This is a genomic window from Companilactobacillus jidongensis (genome assembly GCF_003946575.1).
In the GTDB taxonomy this organism is placed as follows: Bacteria; Bacillota; Bacilli; order Lactobacillales; family Lactobacillaceae; genus Companilactobacillus; species Companilactobacillus jidongensis.
In genome coordinates this window covers 43,335-59,524 of sequence record NZ_RHOP01000007.1, presented here as the reverse complement: position 1 = coordinate 59,524, position 16,190 = coordinate 43,335, and the positions used below count along the sequence as shown (strand labels likewise).

The window sequence follows — 16,190 nt, the reverse complement described above, 5'->3', positions numbered from 1 at the left end:
CCCCTAATAACTTATTGCACGTCTATTTTGTGTATTCCAATTATTGATAAATGAATTAATATCCATTTGTGTTGTCTGATTAGTCCAGCAATCGTTGTAATAAACGTATTGTGAGTCATAACCAGTCACTGTTAATGCGTGATATGGGAATCCATGTAAAGTATTCCAAGTCACAACCGGATGACCAATATTGATTTGATACTTAATGGCATCTAATCCCTGTCCAGTCAAGTTCTTAGCAGTACCAGTATATTTCTCTACTAAGTTCATAAGTGCAGGTGGAAAGATGGTGATACCAGTACCATCCCAAGGTTGACCGATGTAACCATAATTAGGATCACCACTTCTTGGCATCTCACGAGCCATCTGCATCTTATCAACCTTGGCGCCTGCATATTGCAACATCATGGTTACAGCAGTGATCTCACAGCCATTCGGTAATTCTGGTCGTTGAGAGATCAGCGGAACACCCGTTAACCAGTCAGCAGATTTATATTGACCACCATTTACTACGACATAATCTTGTGGCACCCAAGTATTATTACCGATCTGATACCATTCTTTACCACCGACATTGACATGATTACTTATCTTCCAATTACTTCCAGTTGGTAAATCATTTCCTGAATAAACAGCATTGCTACCATAACCCTTGAAGTCATGAATGCTTGATCCACTCTTGTAGACAACTGTCGCGTTTCCAACATATGGTTGAACGTATGGTGTATAACTGCCATCACTTCCGTTTGCATACTCATTTGTAGCAACACGATAATAGTTGTAACCATCAGTCATTGTTTGACGAGCATTCGTGTACCAAGCAGTGTTAGCCATTAATGCACGATTTTTGATTGGTGTACCATCAGATTGATATAACATTGTAACTTGGTTGTTGGTAGAATACACACCATCAATTTTTTCAACACTTTGAACTTGTTGGACATTTGTCTGTTCTGTTTGTTGAGTATTCTGAGTTAATTGAGACGAATTAGTATCATTTTGTTCCTGATCTGAATTAACTTTCGTATTTGTCTCTGGTGCTGTTTCATTTGTTTCGGTTTGTTGAGTTGCTTCAGATACAGCTTGACTAGTAGGCTGATTATTATTCGTGTCGGCAATTGTATCTGCCTTAGCAATATTTGTTGAAAGCAAACAACTGGAAGCAAACAAAGTGGCATAGAGTACTTTTTTCTTAAAATCCATCTTATCCCCCATGAAATTCAAAATGTAATTGAAATATTACAAATTTTTGACTATTAAAATAATCCCTCCCAATTTGTTCATGACAGAACTGCCAAAAACGAACGTAACTGACATAACAAAAAAAGTGCTGACATGAACTGAACAAACTCAGTCATATCAACACTTTTTGCGGGGTATTTCATAGGGCAATTGTGCTGTCATATACGTTCGTATATGGCAGTAAATACCATTATTTTTATGTAATAAGTATAAGTCAAGCTAATCTAAAAATGAAGCCCCATTTTTAAAAGATCGAGATAATTTGTTATCTTTTGCGATTCTATAAACAGTTCTTTCCGAAACTTTACATTTTTCTGCGACCTCCTTAACTGTTATATCGGGATTTCTATACATGTTTACAACTTTTTGACGAATATTTTCATCATACGAAGGTCTACCCAAAATTTTTCCATCTAATTTGGCTTGGCGAAGTGCTTCTTTGGTTCTCGTTCTCAGAGTATTGACCTCAAATTCGCTAAACATCGCCAATAATTGCATCATTAGAATACCAGTAGCTGAGGTCGTGTCAATATTTTCATTGATCGATCTGAACGCAATATTACTAGCTTTTAAACCTTCCAAAATATTCAATAGTGAAGACATTTTACGAGAAACCCTATCTAGTTTTACAACCACAAAGGTCACTTGATATCCTTTTTTAGATAACCTTTTACATTTATTAATTGCCTTCTGAAATTCCGGACGATCATCCTTTCGTCCGCTTATCTTCTCGCTATAGATATAATCTACATGATTATCTTTAAGTATTCTTTTCTGGGCTTCAAAACCTAACTTCTGTCGATCTTCAATAGTAGATACTCTTACGTAACCGATCATTACTTCGTTGCTATTTTCCGACATAAAAAAAATCACTCCTCCTATAGATTCAGCCATTCATTAATAGCTGAATCTATAGACAGAGTGACATTTTAAAAATATAAATAGCTTAAAATAAAAAAGAGCCAATCGCTAATTAAAGCGACTGCCTCTTTAAACGATCAATTATTTTTTACTATCATTATTCAACTTAATAATTTCAAGAATCACATCAACAGCTTTTTCCATTGATTCTTCAGCTACATATTCGTAACGTCCATGCATATTTTCTCCACCAGCAAACAAGTTAGGTGTTGGCAATCCCATGAATGAGATAGTTGAACCGTCAGTACCACCACGAACTGGTTCTTCATCCGGTGTGATGTCTAAGTTCTTCAATGCTTCTTCAGCAATTTTGACAACATCCATGTGATCCTTGATAACATCGATCATATTATAATATTCATCGTGCATATCAAGTCTAACAGTACCTTCGCCATACTTGTCATTTAGCGTTTTGGCAATTTCAGTTGCCTTATTTTTACGTGCTTCCAAACCATCACGGTCAAAATCACGGATGATGTAATCCATATAAGCATTATCAACAGTACCCTTCAACTCAAGTAAGTGGAAGAATCCTTGACGACCATCAGTCTTTTCAGGAACTTCATCGTCAGGTAATGCTGTTTGGAATTCAGTTGCGATATTGACCGCATTGATCATGATATCTTTAGCAGAACCAGGATGAACATCTTTACCGGTAATATAAACTTTCAAACTAGCAGCACTAAATGTTTCATATTCAAGTTGTCCAACCGGACCACCGTCAACTGTATAGGCGAAGTCAGCACCAAAGTCGTCAACATCAAACTTAAGTGAACCTGTACCGATTTCCTCATCAGGTCCAAGACCAATCTTGACTTTACCGTGCTTTACTTCAGGATGACTGATCAAGTATTCCATTGCCGTGATAATCTCTGTAACACCAGATTTGTCATCTGATCCTAGCAATGTGTCACCACTAGTTGTAATAAGTGTTTGACCAGCATAATTTTTTAATGATGAGAATATTGCTGGATCAAGTGTATACTTGCCGTCATCGTCAAGCTTGATAACACTCTTACCATCGTAATTCTCAACAATCTTTGGTTTGATGTTTTCAGAATTAAAATCAGCAGTATCAACATGAGAAATTAAACCAAGAACTGGGACATCATGATTCAAGTTTGATGGAAGTTCAGCGGTTAAGTATGAGTTAACTGGATTGATTTTTACATCGCTCATACCGATTTCCTTCAGTTCATCAGCTAACTTGTTCAAAAAGACTGTTTGTCTTTCTGTAGAAGGAATCGTATTTGAATTCTCATCAGAACGAGTATTCTCTTTCACATAACCCAAGAAACGTGGTACTAATTTTTCGTATTTAATTGCCATTTCCACACACTCCCTAAATAAAATTATATGGTTCTGTATCTACTTCTGATTGTACTATATCTACGTCCCAATGATTACCCTTTTTCCAATCATTAAGTAAATTAGCCATTTTTTCGATAAAAATTGCTTCAATATGGTGTCCTGGATCAACAACGTTCAATCCAGCTGACATCATATCGTGGGCAGTATGATAATAGACATCACCAGTAATAAATGTATCAGCACCAGCTTTTAATACTTCGGGATAAAATTTTCCAGCATCTCCACCGATCAAGGCAACTTTTTTTACGGATTGTCCCAACTCAGATTTGACAAATCTAAGATTAGGCAAGTTATAAGCATCACGAACTTTTTTTGCGAAATCAAGCAAGTCCATAGCTTCTGACAATTCGCCAATTCTACCTATTGAATAATCATCATCAGGGTCTAAATAATGGACATTCTCAAGTTCAAGCTTTTCCATTAACCAATCATTCATACCACCATGGGCTTTGTCCATATTAGTATGAGATGCATTTACAGCAATATTATTAGATAACAAATCAGCGTACATCTTGTTCTGAGCTGAATCTAAATCAAGATTCTTAGCAGGTCTGAACATAATAGGATGATGTGCCAAGATCAAGTCAATCTTTTTATCAATTGCTTCCTGAACGACCTTTGGCCTAACATCCAAAGTTGTCATGATACGATGAACCTCTTGATTACGATCACCGATTTGAAATCCTGTTGGATCACCGTCCATCTTAATTGACAGTGGTGCATAATCCTCTACTTGATTGATAATGTCTTGAACTTTAACCATTATAAGATCTCCTCAACATACTTAATATATTGTTGCATCTGACTTATCTTTGCTTCGTCGATTTGCTTAGCATTATGCATGTTAGCAACGGCCTTCTGGTAACCATTAAGCTTACGTTGCCACTTATTGACAAAAGCCTCTGATTTCTTGGACATAAGTATCGGACCCATCAAAAATTGAGCTTCAGTTAAATCATCAACTGAGCTCTTTTTTTGTGCCTTGATAATTTCATAATCATGATGATCTTCAGATAAAATATCTTCATCTATGATTTCAAAATTATGTTCAACTAACCAATGGCGGACCAGCGGTTCACCGATATTCGGCTGTAAAATCAGGGTTTGAACATTTGATAATTGCTCTTCAGTTGCACGTGACAAAATATCACATATCAAAATACCGCCCATTCCAGCAATCGTAACTGTATCAATCTTATCTTCCCCATTGATAACAGCTAAACCATCGCCCAAACGCACATCGATTTTGTCACTTAATCCAAACTTCTCAACGTCAGCTTTGGAGCGAGACATCGGTCCTACAGCAACCTCCCCAGCAATTGCATAACTGATGATTCCTGTTTCAGTCAATTCAACTGGTAAGTATGCGTGGTCAGAGCCAATATCTGCCACTCTAGTTCCAGCGTCTACCATTTGGTAAACGGCTTGTAATCTTTTTGATAGTAAAGTCACATTAACCTCTATTCTGCAGTCTTCTTGTCTAAGTCTGTCATATATTCACGTGTCATAGGCAATGATGAGCCACTAGGACCGTTTGTAAGTAAGAATTGAATTACATCGATATTACCACTTTCAAATGATGCGGCACAAGCCTGTAGATAGACATCCCACATACGGACAAATCTTTCACCATACATATCTTCAACTTTGTCTTCAACCTTCATGAAGTTACGGTGCCAGATTTCAACTGTCTTTTGGTAGTGGCGTCTAAGTGGTTCGATATCATCGATTTGTAACTTAGCATCCATAATATGACCGACATTTTCCTTGATATCCGGAATGTATCCACCTGGGAAGATGTACTTAACAAGCCATGGATCAACACCCAATCCTTCGTGTTGACCAGTAATTCCGTGAATTAAAGCAGTACCATTTGGTTTCAACAGGTTCTTGATTTGCTTAAAGTAATTCTCAAGATGAGTTTCACCAACATGTTCGAACATACCAACAGAAACAACATGATCGAATTTTTCATCGATCTCACGATAGTCTTCAAGAATAACTTCCATTTGGTCACTTAAGTTTTCTTCTTGAATCTTGTTATTAACGTAATCATATTGTTCTTGACTAAGAGTTACACCCTTAGCTTTCATGCCATATTCCTTGGCAGCAGTGAACATCATAGTACCCCAACCACAGCCGACATCAATAAGTGTCTCACCAGGTTTGGTATTCAACTTATTCAAAATATGATGAACCTTGTTCATTTGAGCTTGTTCAAGTGTATCTTCTGGTGTACGGAAATATGCACATGAATAAGTCATAGTATCATCCAACCATAATTTGTAGAAATCATTACCAATATCATAGTGTTCTTGAATTTCTTTTTTGTTGCTCTCTTCACTGTGACTGAACTTAGGAATGAACTTCTTTAATTTAACATTGGACATAAAGCTTTCTGATTGTTTGTATGCATTCATGATAAGTTTTTGAATTGAGCCTTCAATCTCAATATCTTTATCCATGTATGCTTCACCCAAAGTAAGTGTGGCATGTTTAACAACTTCAGAAATTGGAACCTTAGTATTAAACTTAATTGTTATGTCAGACTTTCCTTCTGCACCATAAGTTTTTTCTTTGCCATCCCAGTAAACAACCTTGATAGGAATAGTAAAGGAATGGGAAAATATTTCATCGTAAATTTTTTTATCTAACATAAATTTGAACCCTCCATAAAAGTAGCTATATTATATGGTAACGCAATTTTTAGAAAAATATAACAATAAAGTATGATATTTTCAGAAAAATTTCAATAAAAAGAGAACAGCATTTTTGTTTGCTGTTCTCTGATAATTAATAACGATTTTTATTCCAAGAAATCCTTCAATTGCTTAGATCTTGAAGGGTGACGGAGCTTTCTAAGAGCCTTGGCTTCGATTTGACGAATACGTTCACGAGTAACGCCGAATACTTTACCGACTTCTTCCAAAGTTCTAGTTCTACCATCATCGAGACCAAAACGTAGACGAAGTACGTTCTCTTCACGATCTGTCAAAGTATCCAACACGTTTTCGAGTTGTTCCTTCAATAGTTCGTATGAGGCGTGATCTTCAGGACTTGTAGCATCGGAATCTTCAATGAAGTCACCTAGGTGTGAGTCGTCCTCTTCACCAATAGGTGTTTCCAATGAAACGGGTTCTTGAGCAATCTTCAAAATATCACGGACTTTACCAGTTGGCATGTCCATTTCAGCACCAATCTCTTCTGGCAATGGCTCACGGCCAAGGTCTTGAAGCAATTGACGTTGAATACGGATCAACTTGTTGATTGTTTCAACCATATGTACAGGAATACGAATTGTACGGGCTTGATCAGCGATGGCACGCGTAATAGCCTGTCTGATCCACCATGTTGCATACGTAGAGAACTTGAATCCAAGACGATAATCGAACTTCTCGACAGCCTTCATGAGACCCATGTTACCTTCTTGAATCAAATCAAGGAATTGCATACCACGTCCAACATATCTCTTAGCAATAGAAACAACCAAACGAAGGTTAGCTTCAGCTAAACGTTGCTTAGCTTCTTCATCACCTTGTTCAATCTTCAAAGCAAGATCAACTTCTTGCTGAGCATTAAGCAATGGAACACGGCCAATTTCCTTCAAATACATACGTACAGGATCATTAACTTTGATATCAGTTGGTGCAGTAGTATCGTTCTTTTTCTTCTTCTTAGAATCCTTTTCTTCTTCCTTCTTTTCTTTCAAAAGAGAAAGTTTACTTGGATTACCCTTTTCGTCAACAACACCAATACCTTGGTCTTCAAGCTCACTGATGAAGTTAGTTAGAGGTTCACCCTTAAGTTTGTATGGCTTGATGATTTTTTCTTGTAGATCATCTTCGGTAATTGAACCTGTCTTCTTAAGATCTTTAACAAGTTTCTTTGTTGCAGCTTTTAGCTCTTTTGATACTGTTGTTTTTTTAGTTGCCATGTATTTTCCTCCAGTATGCTTTAATTACTTAACAATCTTCGAACATCAATCAATTGCTTTGTAAGTTCTAATTGTAATTTACTGTCACCTACCATTGCTGCTTCTTTCAACCGACGATTAATATCTGTAACCTTAACTTCAAGGCCAGAGTTATTAATGTTGCTGATATAATCATCAATCTCTTGATCACTATATTCCACGGGCATTGGCATCATCTCCAATTCTGCTAAAAGATTCTTTTGATCATTATCCAGAACATTCATGAAATCGGAAATATTGATCTCTTCATCATTGCTTTCTTCTTGTTCAGAATACGACAACAGTGAACTAAAGAGATCTTGATAATTAGCATGGACAAATTCGAATCCACTTCCCTTCAGATTGATTCTTACCTCCGGGAAGTTGATTGCCCAATAAATCAGACAGCGTTCAGATTTTTCGATTCGATCATAATTTGAACGAACAGTTGCGGTAACCTTTTCTAGTGCTGCTTGCTGAACATTCTTATTATTATTTGCAGGACGTTTGATTGCCATCTTACGACGCAATGTATCGAGTTCCTTATTGATGGCTTCCTTGGAAACTCCCATTTCATCAGCAATTTTGCCGACATACATGTCAATCTCAACGGGTGACTGTAACTTAACGATTTCATTCAACGAACGGTTGAGAAATTCAATTTGGTCATGCTCATTATTGAGATTATAGTTTCTGCGGAAATAATTTAATATGAATGACATTGGTGTTTGCACACCATTTTCGACTAAACTCTTAAACTTATCAGCGCCATCACTTCGAATATACTCATCTGGATCTTTTTGATTTGGAACACTGATAACTCCGTAAGAAAAACGGTCATCGTTTAACTGCGTCAAGGCTCGATAAGTTGCCTCTACACCAGGATTATCTCCGTCATAGCAGATATTGATCTGGTTGGTTAAACGACTTAACGTGTAAAGCTGTTGATCAGTTAAACTGGTACCCATTGATGCTACACCATTTGTAACTCCAGCTTTGTACGCACTGATAACATCCATAAAGCCTTCAAATAAAATCACGTTTTTATTATCACGAATTGCCTTCTTGGCATTACTTAAATTAAACAGTGCTTTACTTTTGTTAAAAATAGGTGTCTCAGGACTGTTCATATACTTAGCAGTGCCCTCTGACTTATTCAAGATTCTACCTGAAAAGGCAATGATATTACCAGCCTCATCAGTTATTGGCACCATTACTCGATCTCTAAAACGATCAAATAATTCACCTTCTTGATTCTCAGCGAACAATCCCGACTTTCTTAGGGTTGAATCATCAATTTTACGATCTTTGAAGAATTGAAGCAAGAGATTTGAATTATTCGGTGCATAACCTAAATCAAAAGTCTCAATGAGACTATTATCCAAATCACGTCCATTCAAATACTTTAGTGCTGGTGTACCATTCTCAGTTTTTAAGAGAATGTGACTGTAAAGCTTGGCAGCTTCTGAATACATTCTTATCAAAACTTGGCTGTCAGAATTTTGATAATTTTCGTTGCTTGCCTGATATTGATCAGGAATGGGAATATTTCCCATCTGAGCAACTTCTACTACAGATTCAGGAAAAGTTTTACTTTCCATCTCCATAATAAATTTGAAGACATTTCCACCACGACCACAACTAAAACAATGGAAAATTTGTTTATCTTCCGCAACTGAAAAAGAGGGTGTTCTCTCCTCATGGAAAGGACACAATCCAAACAGATTTTTGCCTGATTTTTTCAATTGCACATACTTACTAATAACATCTACTATGTTGGTTTTTGAGGTAACTTCATCAATAAATTCCTGTGGAATCCGAGTTGCCATGGCTGTCACCTCCTCAAAGATATCTGTAAAAACAGTGAACTATAATGTAACACGTTGTCACAGTAATTACAAACATTTCGACTACTTAACTACAATTTTAGACAAATCTCCCAATTTTGCAATTAAATGGTTTGCAATCACTAATTGAGTAAGACGATTATTCTTAATACTATCATCTTTTGCCATAATCATATTTTCATCAAAATAGCTATCAATAGCGGGCTTCAATGATGCCAATTCACCATAAAGTGCTTCAGCATCTGTTTTGTTAGCACCGATAATTGTTTTAACTTGCTCATTCAATGCTGATTCTGAAGGATTTTCGAATAATGATTCATCAAGTTTGAGATTATCACTATAACCAAACTTAGCCTTCTTAGATAAGTTAACAACACGACCGAGTGCTTCAACAACTGACTTGAAATCATCATCTAATACATGAGCTTGCAATACTTTGGCAGTATCGATCATCATAATTGGATCAATGGTTGACCCAGCAGTAACAGCATCAACGATGTCATTTCTAATCTCTGTTGTTCCAAGTAATTGACGAACACGGTCAACCATGAATTGATCGATATCCTTAACGTGTGCAGCTAAGTCTAATTTGGCAGGTACCGTCAAGTTTGACTTCAAGTAATCCTGCAAATCATTCAAGTTCAATGACCATTGATATTCATTAAGAATTCTTACAATACCATATGCTTGACGACGCAAGGCATATGGATCATTTGAACCACTAGGAATCAAATCAACAGCATAGAATGTAACAAGAGAATCAATCTTGTCAGCAATGGCTAAAGTTGCGCCAACCTTTGAAGCTGGTAAACTTCCCTCAGCTGAAATTGGCATATAGTGTTCCTTAACTGCTGCTGCAACTGCGTCATCTTCACCCATCAAGCTGGCATATTTTTCACCCATAACACCTTGTAGTTCTGGGAACTCATCAACCATGCTGGTTACAAGGTCGAATTTATAAATATCACTAGCACGGAGAACATCAGTTGTTTCTGTATCAGATAATCCGAATAATTTAGCTAAGTGTTCAGCAATTTGATGTACACGCGCCATTTTTTCGTACATTGTACCAATCTTAACGTGGAAGTTAACTGTCTTAAGTTTATTAACATAGTCAGCAATCGACTTCTTTTGATCTTCTTTATAGAAGAAATCAGCATCTTCCAATCTGGCAACAAGAACTTTTTCATTACCTTGAATGACATTCTCAATATGTTCTGAGTTACCATTTCTAACACCAATGAAGTATGGTTCCAATTCGCCTTCATGGTTTCTAACATAGAAGTATCTCTGGTTGTCTTTCATTGAAGTTATTAATACTTCCTCAGGAATCTCTAAATACTTCTTATCGAATGAGCCATAGAATGTAGTTGGAAATTCAACCAAGTTATTAACTTCTTCAAGTAGATCTGGGTCAACATCAATAACCCAATCTTTATCATTAGCGATTGTTTCAATTTGATTAGAGATCAAATCTTTACGTTCTTTGGCATCAACGATAACAAATTGTGAACGTAATTTTTCTACATAGTTTGTAGCTTCATCGATTTCAACATTTTCACCTAAGAAACGGTGACCACGTGTCATACGACCGGATTTGATATCCAAAATTTGTAGTGGAACTTCTTCATTATTTAATAGTGATACTAACCAGTGAATAGGACGAATATATTCAAAATCATATGAAGCCCAATGCATTCTAGTTGGGAATGTAAGTGATTTTACAACTTCTGTAATATCAGTCAAAACATCTTCAACTTTTTTACCATCTTCATGTTTTTGAATATAAGCATATTCTGTACCCTTCAAATCTTCGAAGAAGATGTCATCAGGTGTCATCCCTTGTCCACGAGCAAATCCTTGAGCAGCCTTTGTCCAATTGCCATCGGCATCTTGAGCAATTTTTTTAGAAGGACCTTTAGCTTTAACATCAATATCAGTTTGCTTTTCAGCAATATCCTTAATAATAATTGACAAGCGTCTTGGGGTTGAATACTTTTCAATATTTGAGAATGAAATACGGTTTTCTTTAAGGAATTTAGCTGCTTTTTGTGCTAATTGATTAACACTGTTTGTTACAACGTGAGCAGGCATTTCTTCCAAACCGATTTCTAGTAAATAATTTTTAGTCATTTTCATTCTCCTTTACTGCATCGCTATTTGCCAAAAGTGGGAAACCACGCTTTTTACGTTCTTCAACAAATGCTTTAGCAACTTTATGTGCCATCTTTCTAATACGTGATAAGAAAGCAGCTCTTTCAGTAACTGAAACTGCTCCACGAGCATCTAACAAATTAAATGTGTGACTACACTTCAAAATATAATCGTAAGCTGGATGAACTAAACCTAGATCCATCAAGCGATTTGCTTCCTTTTCGTATTCATCAAAGAATTTAAACAACATATCTTGATTGCTTTCTTCAAATGAATATTTTGAGTGTTCATATTCTGGTTCTTTAAAAATATCACCATAAAGTACACCGTCACCCCATTCAAGATCGTAAACTGAATTAACATTTTGAATGTATGAAGCTAAACGTTCAACGCCGTATGTGATTTCACTAGTTACAGGCTTACAAGCTAGGCCACCGACTTGTTGGAAGTATGTAAATTGAGAAACCTCCATACCATCGAGCCAAACTTCCCAACCAACACCGGCACAGCCCATTGATGGGTTCTCCCAGTTATCTTCAACGAAACGAATATCATGTTCTAGAGGTTCGATACCTAAGGCACGAAGTGAATCCAAATAATACTCTTGAATATTCTCTGGAGCTGGTTTCATAACCACTTGAAATTGGTGATGTTGATATAAACGGTTAGGGTTCTCACCATAACGACCATCAGCTGGACGTCTTGATGGCTCAACGTATGCAGCATTCCAAGGTTCAGGTCCAATCGCACGTAAGAACGTGTATGGACTCATTGTTCCGGCACCTTTTTCAGTATCGTAAGCTTGCATCAACATGCAGCCTTTGTCACCCCAGAACTTCTGAAGTGTCAAAATCATATTTTGTACATTTAATTTTTTTGCCATATTGTCTCCCCTCGGGTAAACACAAAAAATCCCTTGCAAGGTATAGTTATCTACCTAGCAAGGGACGAATGATTTCGCGGTTCCACCCTAATTCAGGACTTTAGTCCTGCTCTTTTATTCAAAAATTAAATTGTTGCTCGCCATTGAATCTGTAGCGGCTTTCACTATCCCGCATCGCTGTTTTCATAACTACAATTATAGCAATTTAAAAATCATTGTCAATCGTATAGGTTAGGCTAAAGATGCCATGTCTTCATGTCATCTATAAACTTCTTACTCTTAGGATAATAACCGACCGATCCCTCATAGATTGCGTCAATAGCGTGTTGAATCATATCTTTATTATTTTCCTTTATTTCAATCTTGCCAATTTGATCAAGATTGACTTTGGAAAACAACCGTAAGAAATAAACTATTCGCTCAGAAATATGTAATCGGTGAATATCTGCGTCAAAATGCTTAGAACAGATTATTCCGCCAAGGACGACTGAAAAATCAAATCTACCTTCTGTTTCACCACCGACCACACAAGAATCCATATTGGGGGCAACACCGAAGGCTTGTAACAAATGCATCTGCATGATATCAACAACCACTTGCGCATCAAATCCATTTTCAATGTACAACAAAGCCTTAAATAGGCTACGATACCAATCATCCGGCAACGGATCATCAATAAATGCATTGTGGAATAAATCAAACAAAAATGTTGCGTAAGCATTCAATTCAATATCCTTGATGATCTCATCGAATTGTTTGATATTACTAGCAGAATTAAGATAGGACAAGCCTTCATCCTTAACTACGCCAGTATAATCACCATAAGAAAAAGTAATAACTGATCCCGATATCTTGGACTTAGAACCCTGAGTTCCTCGTACCAAGAAGGTCTTGAATCCATACTCCTTAGTCAAGATGGTTACTAAGGCATCACGTTCCTTGTACCGTTGCCGTCTAACAACTATTCCAAAGAAGTTCGTTGCTTCAGTGTGTGCCAACTATTTAATATCCTTAACCGAATAACCAGCTTGAGTTAAGAACAATGGATCATCACGCCAGTTCTTTTTAACTCTGACCCAAAGCTTCAAATTGATTTTTTCACCAAGTAAATGTTCGATCTTAATTCGTGAACCAATACCAATATTCTTCAACATGCTTCCGCCTTTACCAATAACAATAGGCTTCTGGCTATCACGTTCAACATAGATACTTGCTTCAACTTGTAACTTGCCAGCCGCAGTACGTTGATTCATTGATTCAACAATGACCGCAATTGAATGAGGAATCTCATCACGTGTATCTTCAAGAATTTTTTCACGAATCAACTCCCCAACAATGAAGTATTCAGGATGATCGGTAATTTGATCGTCATCATAATATTGAGGTCCATTTGGCAAAGCCTTAGTCAAGGCATCGATCATTTCATCAACGTTATTACCATCAGTCGCACTGATTGGAACAACTTCAGCGAAGTCCATTAATTCAGAGTATTCACTAATCTGTGGTGCCATTTCATCCGGATTGATCAAGTCGATCTTGTTAAGAATCAAGAATACTGGAGCTTTGACATTCTTCAATTCATCAATGATAAATTTGTCACCAGGACCAGCGCTTTGTCCAGCTTCTGTCATGAATAATACAGCGTCAACTTCTCTAAGAGCTGAGATAGCTGCCTTATCCATATATTGATCCAAACCATTGTGTGGCTTGTGAATACCAGGTGTATCTAAGAAAATGATTTGGCGTTCATCATCAGTATAAATACCTTGGATCTTGTTTCTAGTTGTTTGAGCCTTTGGTGAAGTAATCGCAATTTGCTCTTTGATGATGCGATTCATAAATGTTGATTTACCAACATTGGGACGTCCTACAATTGCAACGAATCCTGAACGAAAGTTTTTGTTATCCATAATTAATCCATATCCTTATCACTGAATGCCAGTGGCAAAATTTCTTTGAACGTAAACTCTTTATATTGATTAGTGTTGTTAGCCAAGAACACTGGTGCATCGGCTTTCATAAATTCACTCATAACCTGACGGCAAGCACCACAAGGTTTAGACATTTCTGAAGTTCCGTTGACGATTGCAATGGCTTTGATTTCCTTAGCACCTTCAGATACAGCCTTGAAGATAGCCGTTCTTTCGGCACAATTAGTTAATCCATAAGAGGCATTCTCAATATTGCCGCCATCATAAACATTGCCATCATCACATAAAATAGCTGCACCAACTTTATAGTTGGAATACGGTGCATATGCGTGATCCATCGCCTTAAATGCTATATCAAATAATTTTTGTTCATTAATTTCCACTAGCCCAGTCTCCTATTTAAAATACTATTTTTTTAAACCATAAGCGCTGAGAATTTTTTCTTGCAAACCAATCATGACTTTTTCATCCTCTGGCTTGATGTGATCATAGCCATTAAGATGCAAAATTCCATGAACGATAGTATAGCCTAATTCGCGATCAAATGAGTGCTCATAATCCTTGGCGTGCTCGTCAACGATTTCAACACTGATGAACAAGTCACCCAAATCAAGTGGCAAATCTGGAATTTGTTCTTCTAAGTAATCCAATGAATCTTCACCATCATTGATTGCAAAACTGATAACATCAGTTGCTCTATCAGTATCACGATATTCTTTGTTGATCTCATGAATTTTATCTTTTGTAACAAAGTGGATCGACAATTGAGTGTTGTCTTTTAACTCCAAATTATTAAAGGTAAAGCTCACAATGTCATTGACCCAATCCTCACGTGCTTGGTCAATTAAATTATCATCATTATATATTTCTAAATCCATGTTAGTCCCCATTACTTTTCAATTTTGTCAGAATCATCATATGCGTCAATAATCTCCGCAACAACTGGATGTCTTACAACATCCGCCGATGTGAAATCAACGAATTGAATGTGTGGCAAATTCTTTAAGATCTTTTGTGCTTGAACCAGACCACTTCGTGCATTACGAGGTAAGTCAATTTGAGAAATATCACCGTTTACGATCATATTTGAATCAAATCCCAAACGAGTTAAGAACATCTTCATTTGTTCTCTAGTCGTATTTTGCGCCTCATCAAGAATAACAAACGATTCGTCCAACGTACGGCCTCTCATATAAGCTAGTGGGGCAATTTCAATTACACCACGTTCAATTAGACGTCCTGTGTGATCAGCGCCTATAATGGCATACAATGCGTCATAGATGGGACGTAGATATGGATCAACCTTTTCTTTTAAGTCACCTGGCAAGAATCCCAGACTTTCACCAGCTTCAACTGCGGGTCTTGTCAAAACAATCCGTTTAACAGTTCCCTTCTTCAAGGCCGCAACTGCCATAACAACAGCTAAATATGTCTTACCAGTACCAGCAGGTCCGATACCAAATGTAATATCGTTGTGATTTATGGCGTTGATATACTGTCTTTGACCAAAGTTTCTAACTCGAACAGGTTTACCACTAAAATCCCTGATCAGTTCAGTCCTGTACAAATCTTCAAAGTAATCTAATGTTCCACGTTCAACCATCTTCATACCGCTGACAATGTCTGCTGAGCCTAGTCCAATGCCGCTCTCAATCAGTTTGACCAATTTAACGACCAATGCGTAGGCTTTGTTGACGTTATCTTCATCACCAGTAATATCAAGTTCTTCTCCGAAAGCATGAACCTTGACGTTCATCCCTTCTTCGATCAGCTTCAGATTGCTATCATTAACACCAAAAAGACTAACTGCATCTTGCGGATTCTTAATATGAATGCTCTTTTTAAATTGCTCTTTGTTTTCTGCCAATAAACACACATCCTCCTATTAT

At 37.0% G+C, this 16,190-nt stretch carries 15 protein-coding genes; all 15 read right to left on the bottom strand.

Annotated elements, in window-relative coordinates:
• Nucleotides 1–3: 3 nt before the first annotated feature.
• Nucleotides 4–1,203, bottom strand: a complete 1,200-nt coding sequence (locus EKM68_RS06010; RefSeq protein WP_125588820.1) for a C39 family peptidase — start codon at nucleotides 1,201–1,203, stop codon at nucleotides 4–6.
• A gap of 258 nt (nucleotides 1,204–1,461) precedes the next feature.
• Entirely contained in the window at nucleotides 1,462–2,103 is a 642-nt protein-coding gene (locus EKM68_RS06005; protein ID WP_164509369.1) for a recombinase family protein, read from the bottom strand.
• Nucleotides 2,104–2,244: 141 nt separating this feature from the next.
• Nucleotides 2,245–3,492, bottom strand: coding sequence for a peptidase T (pepT, locus tag EKM68_RS06000; RefSeq protein ID WP_125588816.1), 1,248 nt, complete (start codon nucleotides 3,490–3,492; stop codon nucleotides 2,245–2,247).
• A 13-nt stretch (nucleotides 3,493–3,505) separates the two neighbouring features.
• A complete protein-coding gene (locus EKM68_RS05995) occupies nucleotides 3,506–4,297 on the bottom strand; it encodes a Nif3-like dinuclear metal center hexameric protein (RefSeq protein ID WP_125588814.1) in 792 nt (263 codons plus the stop codon).
• Complete coding sequence (locus EKM68_RS05990; RefSeq protein WP_125588812.1) at nucleotides 4,297–4,986, bottom strand: tRNA (adenine(22)-N(1))-methyltransferase; 690 nt, start codon at nucleotides 4,984–4,986, stop codon at nucleotides 4,297–4,299. Before EKM68_RS05990 ends, EKM68_RS05995 begins: the two co-directional genes overlap by 1 nt.
• 8 nt (nucleotides 4,987–4,994) lie before the next feature.
• Nucleotides 4,995–6,191, bottom strand: coding sequence for an SAM-dependent methyltransferase (locus tag EKM68_RS05985; protein ID WP_125588810.1), 1,197 nt, complete (start codon nucleotides 6,189–6,191; stop codon nucleotides 4,995–4,997).
• A 149-nt stretch (nucleotides 6,192–6,340) separates the two neighbouring features.
• The gene (gene rpoD, locus EKM68_RS05980; protein WP_125588808.1) at nucleotides 6,341–7,468 is read right to left on the bottom strand and encodes an RNA polymerase sigma factor RpoD; all 1,128 of its coding nucleotides are present in this window, start codon (nucleotides 7,466–7,468) and stop codon (nucleotides 6,341–6,343) included.
• A gap of 20 nt (nucleotides 7,469–7,488) precedes the next feature.
• Nucleotides 7,489–9,315: a DNA primase gene (gene dnaG, locus EKM68_RS05975; protein WP_125588806.1), complete on the bottom strand. Its 1,827-nt coding sequence runs from the start codon at nucleotides 9,313–9,315 to the stop codon at nucleotides 7,489–7,491.
• Nucleotides 9,316–9,396: 81 nt separating this feature from the next.
• Nucleotides 9,397–11,466 carry a glycine--tRNA ligase subunit beta gene (gene glyS / locus EKM68_RS05970; protein ID WP_125588804.1) on the bottom strand — a complete coding sequence of 690 codons (2,070 nt, stop codon included), beginning with the start codon at nucleotides 11,464–11,466 and terminating at the stop codon, nucleotides 9,397–9,399.
• Nucleotides 11,459–12,370, bottom strand: a complete 912-nt coding sequence (glyQ, locus tag EKM68_RS05965; RefSeq protein WP_125588802.1) for a glycine--tRNA ligase subunit alpha — start codon at nucleotides 12,368–12,370, stop codon at nucleotides 11,459–11,461. Before glyQ ends, glyS begins: the two co-directional genes overlap by 8 nt.
• A gap of 236 nt (nucleotides 12,371–12,606) precedes the next feature.
• Nucleotides 12,607–13,368, bottom strand: a complete 762-nt coding sequence (recO, locus tag EKM68_RS05960; RefSeq protein WP_125588800.1) for a DNA repair protein RecO — start codon at nucleotides 13,366–13,368, stop codon at nucleotides 12,607–12,609.
• A complete protein-coding gene (era, locus tag EKM68_RS05955) occupies nucleotides 13,369–14,280 on the bottom strand; it encodes a GTPase Era (RefSeq protein WP_125588798.1) in 912 nt (303 codons plus the stop codon).
• 2 nt (nucleotides 14,281–14,282) lie between these two features.
• Complete coding sequence (locus EKM68_RS05950) at nucleotides 14,283–14,684, bottom strand: cytidine deaminase (protein ID WP_125588796.1); 402 nt, start codon at nucleotides 14,682–14,684, stop codon at nucleotides 14,283–14,285.
• A 24-nt stretch (nucleotides 14,685–14,708) separates the two neighbouring features.
• Nucleotides 14,709–15,179, bottom strand: coding sequence for an rRNA maturation RNase YbeY (ybeY, locus tag EKM68_RS05945; RefSeq protein ID WP_125588794.1), 471 nt, complete (start codon nucleotides 15,177–15,179; stop codon nucleotides 14,709–14,711).
• A gap of 11 nt (nucleotides 15,180–15,190) precedes the next feature.
• Nucleotides 15,191–16,168, bottom strand: a complete 978-nt coding sequence (locus tag EKM68_RS05940; protein WP_125588791.1) for a PhoH family protein — start codon at nucleotides 16,166–16,168, stop codon at nucleotides 15,191–15,193.
• Nucleotides 16,169–16,190: the final 22 nt, after the last annotated feature.

What these genes read in the sequence shown, in the direction of transcription:
- EKM68_RS06010 (WP_125588820.1), bottom strand. Translation starts at nt 1,203, where the DNA reads ATGGATTTTAAGAAAAAAGTACTCTATGCCACTTTGTTTGCTTCCAGT.
- EKM68_RS06005 (WP_164509369.1), bottom strand. Translation starts at nt 2,103, where the DNA reads ATGTCGGAAAATAGCAACGAAGTAATGATCGGTTACGTAAGAGTATCT.
- pepT (WP_125588816.1), bottom strand. Translation starts at nt 3,492, where the DNA reads ATGGCAATTAAATACGAAAAATTAGTACCACGTTTCTTGGGTTATGTG.
- EKM68_RS05995 (WP_125588814.1), bottom strand. Translation starts at nt 4,297, where the DNA reads ATGGTTAAAGTTCAAGACATTATCAATCAAGTAGAGGATTATGCACCA.
- EKM68_RS05985 (WP_125588810.1), bottom strand. Translation starts at nt 6,191, where the DNA reads ATGTTAGATAAAAAAATTTACGATGAAATATTTTCCCATTCCTTTACT.
- rpoD (WP_125588808.1), bottom strand. Translation starts at nt 7,468, where the DNA reads ATGGCAACTAAAAAAACAACAGTATCAAAAGAGCTAAAAGCTGCAACA.
- dnaG (WP_125588806.1), bottom strand. Translation starts at nt 9,315, where the DNA reads ATGGCAACTCGGATTCCACAGGAATTTATTGATGAAGTTACCTCAAAA.
- glyS (WP_125588804.1), bottom strand. Translation starts at nt 11,466, where the DNA reads ATGACTAAAAATTATTTACTAGAAATCGGTTTGGAAGAAATGCCTGCT.
- glyQ (WP_125588802.1), bottom strand. Translation starts at nt 12,370, where the DNA reads ATGGCAAAAAAATTAAATGTACAAAATATGATTTTGACACTTCAGAAG.
- era (WP_125588798.1), bottom strand. Translation starts at nt 14,280, where the DNA reads ATGGATAACAAAAACTTTCGTTCAGGATTCGTTGCAATTGTAGGACGT.
- ybeY (WP_125588794.1), bottom strand. Translation starts at nt 15,179, where the DNA reads ATGGATTTAGAAATATATAATGATGATAATTTAATTGACCAAGCACGT.